This is a genomic window from Enterobacter cloacae complex sp. IR53041 (assembly GCF_049238285.1).
GTDB lineage: Bacteria > Pseudomonadota > Gammaproteobacteria > Enterobacterales > Enterobacteriaceae > Enterobacter > Enterobacter roggenkampii.
Map to the genome: position 1 here is coordinate 39,518 of NZ_JBMKHB010000034.1, position 6,701 is coordinate 46,218.

Consider the following 6,701-nt stretch of genomic DNA (forward strand, 5'->3'; position numbering starts at 1 on the left):
CGACGGGAAGAAGATTAACGGGGCCTACTTAAACTGTATAGAAGCTGTTGCTCTATGCAGGGAGTATAGTTTTATGCTCAGAAAACTGCAATACCTTCTGTGCTCAGTGCTCCTTCCGTGCAACATAAGTGCGGGAAGGTGTGACTGACGCCAAGGCCCTGTTCTCTCATTACCGACAGGTAAAAAATCCTTTCCCACAATTCGTAGTGCCGAAGAAAAAAGGCAGCGATGAAGAGAAAGCGACACTACCGTTCTGTCGTAAGCTGATGGCGAAAGCCGAAGGCTTCACGTCCCGTTTTGATTTTTCCGTTCATGTGGCGTTCGTGCGTTCACTCGGTAAGCGTCATCGCATGCCGCCACTGTTGCGCCGTCGGGCCATTGATGCCCTTCTCCAGGGACTGTGTTTCCACTATGACCCGCTGGCCAACCGTGTCCAGCGTTCCATCACCAATCTGGCTATTGAATGCGGACTGGCCACCGAGTCGAAAACCGGCAATCTGTCCATCACCCGTGCCACACGGGCGCTGAAGTTTATGGCGGAGCTGGGGCTGATTACCTACCAGACCGAATACGACCCCCAGATTGGCTGCAATATACCGACTGATATCACCTTCACACCAGCACTTTTCTCGGCGCTCGATGTCTCTGACGTGGCTGTTGTGGCTGCCCGCCGCAGCCGCGTGGAATGGGAAAATCAGCAGCGCAAAAAGCAGAACCTGAAGCCGCTGGAGATGGACGAGCTGATAGCGAAGTCCTGGCGGTTTGTGCGCGAACGGTTCCGCAGCTACCAGTCCGAACGTAAACAGCATGGCCTGAAACGTGCCCGTGCACGTCGTGACGCGGAAAGAACCCGCAAGGACATTGTGACCCTGGTGAAACAACAGCTGACACGGGAATACGCCTGCGGACGCTTTACCGGTGGTCTTGATGCCATGAAGCGGGAGCTGGAGCGGCGAGTGAAAGAGCGCATGCTAATGTCGCGCGGTAACAACTACACGCGGCTGGCCACCGTCCCCATATAACCCTTCCTGTGTGAAAAATCCGGCTGGCGCCGGAGGGTTCCGCACGTCTGCTTCCCGCCACAGCTTATTATCTGAGCTAAGTGGCGGGGCTGTTAACCAAATCCCATGTTTTCCGACCATCAGAATGGCCAGAAATTTCATCGCTGGCGTCACTTTCGGCCGCTGAATTCAGTTATCCACAAATAACTGCAAGGGAAGTTTCCATAAGGTTACAACCGTTATGCTTACAAAGCGCCAGGCGAAGTAATTTCAAAGTGCGTGGTTTCTTTTAAAAACCAGATCTCTACTTCTTTTAAATAAAGACTTTTTCTCTCTTATAAAGATATAACCTGTTCATCGCCTGACCTGTGGACAGGCTCCTGAGAATGCCCGCCCTTGCAGCGACCTGACGGTCGCGCCGGTTCGGAAACAACATATGTACCTCCCGTCGCCTTGCGACGGGCCCCGGAACCAGTAGTTACAACATACAAACAATCCCTTATGGCAGAAAACCAGCGCCGTTCTGACATCCCGTGCCCCTCCCCACCACTGAAAAGCGCCGCCGCCCCCGGCCAAAGGCCGGGGAACACCATCGCTTATAATGATGGGTGTTGTAACTAACCTTCTTCATCGCTTTAGGTGGAGCTGCGGTGAGTTTCTGAGTACACGCTCGTAAGCGGCCCTGACGGCCCGCTAACGCGGAGATACGCCACGGCTACGGCTTACGCCTTGCCGGGACCACTCCGACCGCGTACAGAGGCATCTGAGACGTTTTTAGCGGGTATAGCTTTGCAGCTACCGTGTTAAGTTCCCTGGTGTCGCTGAGATAGTTGATGAACATCCCCCTAAGCGTCAGCAGCAAGCTGCCGCCGCTAAGGCCCCGGAAATCACGCCCTTTACGTCGTAAACGCCGTAAAGCCCGCTCACCGGGGTTAAAAGGGATTACTTTGACTTCTTCATTGCTGTTAGCAGGTTAAGGCTAATCAGGGCAGGGGGTAGGGTGGCAGAATTTATAGCCCGGCAACCGGCTACGCCGGGCTTTCGGCGCCATTTGACTCCACAGACACATGTAACCTCATCTGGCGCCTCCATGCCGCTGACGCGGCATCCAGAAGTTTCCCGATGCTGTAAGTCTTAACGTCTGCTTTGTGCCAAAAGCGGAAGTAACTAACAGCAGTCTGTGTGAAAATACGGGGAGCAGGTTAAAGGTGCCTGGCCGTTGTTGAGGTGGAGTTGCAGGGCCGCACCTTCTATATCCTAGAAGTCGATACATCTGACGGTGTTTGTTCTCTATCAACTTTGCTATTACGGCTGAAGTCGCCTCTGGATTGGCCCAAGCAGCTTACGCTGTTGGCAGAAGAGTTAACCCAGAAATCACTGCACTGGCCAAATCAGCGGTTAAAAATGCTCTGCGGCAAGGATGGCTATTCCGGCATTCCTCACCCGCAGACCAAATCCGTGGATAAGGGCAAGTTGCATGAGGAGTCGATAGAGCACTGGGCGGCAAGATTTCACAGTTGGATGACATCAATCTAACGTATTGAAGAGATTTAATACAAGACGAACTATGTCTACGTTTGAGGCTTTATATCTTGTTGTTATAGTAAAGATGGTGCATGATTGTAATCAATTTGATGATAACAATAGCGCTATATGGATCACATCACTACATTCTCCTTTCATTTCATAGCTGCGGCACATGATTAGTTCTCCCTCTAAACGGGTCGAGGATTTGAGCCTTGCCCAGCGCGAGCGGCTGGCCTACATCGACTTCCAGCTCTACTTCTTCGGTGATATTGGGCGCCCAGACCTGATTGAGCGCTTCGGTGTGGCGCCGGCAGGGGCAACTCGCGATCTGGCTCTTTACCGGGAAATCGCACCGCAGAACATTGAATTCGATGGTAGCAACAAGATCTACCGCATAGGCAAGGCGTTTGTTCCAATTTTCGAGCACTCGACGCAACGTGTTTTGTCGACACTCGCGCTTGGGTTTGGAGATGGTGTGAACGTCGACTCGCGGCCGCTGCTGCCATGCGAGTCTCCAGTGGCTTTGAGCTGCCCACGGATGGATGTGCTGGCCCCAATCTGCCGGGCTATCCACGCCAAGCGGCCAGTAGCCATCCGCTACCACTCAATGAGCAGCGGTGAGACCGAGCGGATCATTGTGCCCTTTGCGCTGGTCGATACCGGCCTGCGCTGGCACGTCCGAGCTTTTGATCGCAAGAGTGGCGAGTTCCGCGACTTCGTTGTCACCCGCATTGAAGCGCCTATCCTGCTTGATGAAGAACCCAAGGCTAACGAGCGTTCGGACAACGACATTCAGTGGACTCGGATCGTGGAGTTGGACTTAGTGCCTCATCCGCGCTTTGCGCGTCCCGAGGTCATCAAGATGGACTACGGGATGACCAACGGGTCGATCAAGATGCGCGTGCGGGCTGCTGTTGCGGGCTACATGCTGCTGCACTGGAGCGTGGACTGCTCGCCTGACCATCGCCTCAAAGAAGAACAGTATCGCCTATGGCTTAGCGATCCGCTGGTGCTGTACGGAGTCGAGAGCGCCAAGCTGGCTCCAGGATACCAAGCCCTGAGCAGTTCCAAGGGATCATAGGAAAGAGGAAAACAATGGCCAAGACACTTGAAGCCCACGACAAACTGATCCGCGAGATCTTCGAAGGCAGCTACCAGTTCGAGATTCCGGACTACCAGCGTCCCTATGCCTGGACAACCGAGCAGGCCACAGAGCTGTTCGATGATCTGCACTCGGCGATGCTGGATGCGCGTGTCTCCGGTGCAACCAGCCAATACTTCCTCGGCAGTATCGTTCTGATCAAGAACGACCGAGAGCCCAAATCGTCGGTGGTCGATGGCCAGCAGCGCCTGTCGACGCTGACGATGCTGTTTGCAGTGCTGCGCGAGGCCATGCCGCACGCAGCCGACGACATCACCGATTTCCTCTACAAGAAGGGCAAGGTCAGCCTCGGCGAGAAAAATGAATACCGCCTGACCGCCCGCGAGGAGGATGTCGACTTCTTTCGCACCAACATTCAAGAGCCGGGCGGCATCGCACAGTTGGTCACTAGCACCGACAAGCTGGAAGACAGCCGACTTCGATACCGCGAAAACGCCATGCTGCTGCTTGCCAAAGCCAAGGCGCTACCGCCCGCCGATCTGATCGCACTGTGGCAGTTCCTGGCCAACAACTGCTCGCTGGTTGTTATCTCCACGCCCGATCTTGAAGCTGCCTACCGCATCTTTTCCGTGCTCAATAATCGGGGGCTTGACCTCGCGCCTATCGACATCATCAAGGCGCAGGTTCTGGGCCTAATCCGCACCACGGCAGGCGACATTAAGAGTCGGGTCTATGCCAAGGAGTGGAGTCGCATCGAAACCTCACTGGGCCGTGACGCCTTTGGTGATCTGTTCGGTCACATCCGTAGCATCTATGCGAAGAAGAAGCAGAAGTACATTTTGGTCAAGGAATTCCAAGAGCACGTCACCGAGTACAATAACCCTATCGCCCTGATCGACTCCGTCATCAAACCTTATGCAGAAGTATGGGACTTCGTGCGCGACGCTGACTTTGAGGCGACCGAGCACGCCGAGACGATCAACGAGCACCTGTTCTGGCTCAACCGCGTGGACTTTAAGGACTGGGTACCCCCGGCACTGGTGTATTTCAAGCGATTCCGGCAAAAACCAAAATTGCTCGCAGAATTCTTCGAATCACTAGAAGGGGTTCGAGGTCCAATGATGTAAAAAACCACGCTAAGAGGTTAATTCATTGTTTGTATTCAAATTTAATGGTCTTAACTCGCCCTTCAGAATATCTTCCGGTAACGAAAACGTATAATGTCCCAGCATATTTATATGGCCATGTATCAGCGGCGATAATCTTGCCAGATGCTCCTCTTCAGGTGTTTCCCCCGATTTGCGAAGATGTGACAACGCCTCCTGCATGTAAAGTGTATTCCACAGCACAACCGCATTGGTCACCAGACCCAGAGCACCGAGTTGATCTTCCTGCCCTTCACGGTAGCGTTTTCTAATCTCACCACGTTGTCCGTAGCAAATGGCTCGAGCCACTGCATGGCGTCCTTCTCCCCGGTTGAGCTGAGTGAGGATCCGACGCCGGTAATCCTCATCATCGATATAGTTGAGAAGATACAACGTCTTGTTGACCCGGCCCACTTCCATAATCGCCTGAGCCAGACCAGATGGTCGGCTACTTCTCAACAGTGAACGAATAAGCTCTGATGCATGGATGGTCCCAAGCTTCAGTGAGCCCGCCATTCGCATCATTTCATCCCATTGGGATTCTATTTTTGACAGTTCAACACATCCCCGGGCCAGCTCATTCAGGGCACCATAATGTGCCGTTTTATCTGCCCGCCAGAATATCGCCCCGCCTGCATCGGCCAGACGAGGGGAAAACTGGTAGCCCAGTAACCAGAACAGGCCAAAAATGATATCGCTGGATCCTGCCGTGTCCGTCATAATTTCTACCGGATTCAGCCCGGTCTGCTGCTCCAGAAGCCCTTCCAGTACAAAGATGGAATCACGAAGCGTCCCGGGAACTACAATGCCATGGAAACCGGAGTATTGATCGGAGACGAAGTTGTACCAGGTGATACCGCGTCCTGAACCAAAGTATTTACGATTTGGTCCGGAATTAACCGTTTTAACCGGTGTGACAAAACGCATACCATCTGCGGAGGCAACCTCACCACCTCCCCAGTACCCCGCGAGCGGCAGCGTGGACTGAAAATCAACCAGCCGTGCATTAGCGGTGACCAGCGTTTCTGCCCTGAGATAATTTTGTTTAACCCAGCTCAGACGATGGCGAGTAAGCGCGGGAATATTATGCTTTATCAGGGGTTCATGCCCTATATTGCAGGCTTCTGCCAGCAGTGTTGCGCACAGACTGACCTGGAGATCCTGCGCCCGAGCACCTGATTCACTGACGTGGCTGAATTCGCGGGTAAAACCGGTTCGGGCATCTATTTCAAGCAACAGCTCCGTCAGATCAACCGGAGGGATCAATTCTCTTACCCGACGATTCAATTGTATCAGTGCCGGTGGCTCATCCAGTTTATCCAGACTGCTAATCGTCAGTGAGGGATGCTTACCTTCATTGCTTATGCTGACCGCTGCGTTGCAGGCAAAACGTGAAGCCACTGATTTCCATGTGTCATCAAGCCGCGTAGCCAGTTGTTCTGCTGCTTTAGTTCCGTCTGATGGATGACCCAGCGCCCGACATACCGGGATGCGTTGTGCCTGCCATTCAGCTCCCTGAAGCAATTTTTGACGCGGGTCCCCCCACCGATCACTGTTCTCCAGCCAGAGATCACGACGGCGCAAAGAATCTTGAAGGCGCTCGAGAAGACACAGCGAGTAACCCGCTCGTAGAATCCTACCATCTCTGTCGTAGACCAGACGTTTCCATGGGCCGGAAATGATTTGCTCTGGTGCATCGTCGAGAATTCGCTTTTTTGAGCCACTCAGTTCGGCCAGATAATGGATTGCTGACAACGTGAGCTCCCCGGCCGGGGCGGCCTGAAAGTGTAAGTCACGCAACATCGCGGACAGGAAACGCTTCACCCGTCCAGGCACTGTTGCAAATAGTCGGTGGTGATAAACTTATCATCCCCTTTTGCTGATGGAGCTGCACATGAACCCATTCAAAGGCCGGCATTTTCAGCG

General features: G+C 53.5%; 5 protein-coding genes and 1 pseudogene. 5 read left to right on the top strand and 1 reads right to left on the bottom strand.

Annotated features, from left to right (window positions below; genetic code table 11):
* The first annotated feature begins 73 nt into the window (after positions 1–73).
* From tap to ACOTXF_RS19895, 5 genes are all read left to right on the top strand, one after another.
* Positions 74–148 carry a RepA leader peptide Tap gene (gene tap, locus ACOTXF_RS19875; protein ID WP_071594637.1) on the top strand — a complete coding sequence of 25 codons (75 nt, stop codon included), beginning with the start codon at positions 74–76 and terminating at the stop codon, positions 146–148.
* A complete protein-coding gene (gene repA / locus ACOTXF_RS19880) occupies positions 129–1,022 on the top strand; it encodes an incFII family plasmid replication initiator RepA (protein WP_101706504.1) in 894 nt (297 codons plus the stop codon). Before tap ends, repA begins: the two co-directional genes overlap by 20 nt.
* Positions 1,023–2,213: 1,191 nt before the next feature.
* Entirely contained in the window at positions 2,214–2,537 is a 324-nt protein-coding gene (locus ACOTXF_RS19885) for a Tn7-like element transposition protein TnsE (RefSeq protein ID WP_157843664.1), read from the top strand.
* Positions 2,538–2,700: 163 nt separating this feature from the next.
* The gene (locus ACOTXF_RS19890) at positions 2,701–3,609 is read left to right on the top strand and encodes a transcriptional regulator (RefSeq protein WP_032676764.1); all 909 of its coding nucleotides are present in this window, start codon (positions 2,701–2,703) and stop codon (positions 3,607–3,609) included.
* 14 nt (positions 3,610–3,623) lie between these two features.
* Positions 3,624–4,757, top strand: coding sequence for a DUF262 domain-containing protein (locus ACOTXF_RS19895; RefSeq protein WP_421635296.1), 1,134 nt, complete (start codon positions 3,624–3,626; stop codon positions 4,755–4,757).
* A gap of 9 nt (positions 4,758–4,766) precedes the next feature.
* Here the strand turns inward: ACOTXF_RS19895 and ACOTXF_RS19900 are convergent.
* Positions 4,767–6,620: pseudogene (locus ACOTXF_RS19900) on the bottom strand (Tn3 family transposase); the annotation flags it as partial.
* Positions 6,621–6,701 lie beyond the last annotated feature (81 nt).

Coding starts and splice junctions, on each gene's coding strand:
- ACOTXF_RS19890 (WP_032676764.1), top strand. CDS start 2,701: ATGATTAGTTCTCCCTCTAAACGGGTCGAGGATTTGAGCCTTGCCCAG.
- ACOTXF_RS19895 (WP_421635296.1), top strand. CDS start 3,624: ATGGCCAAGACACTTGAAGCCCACGACAAACTGATCCGCGAGATCTTC.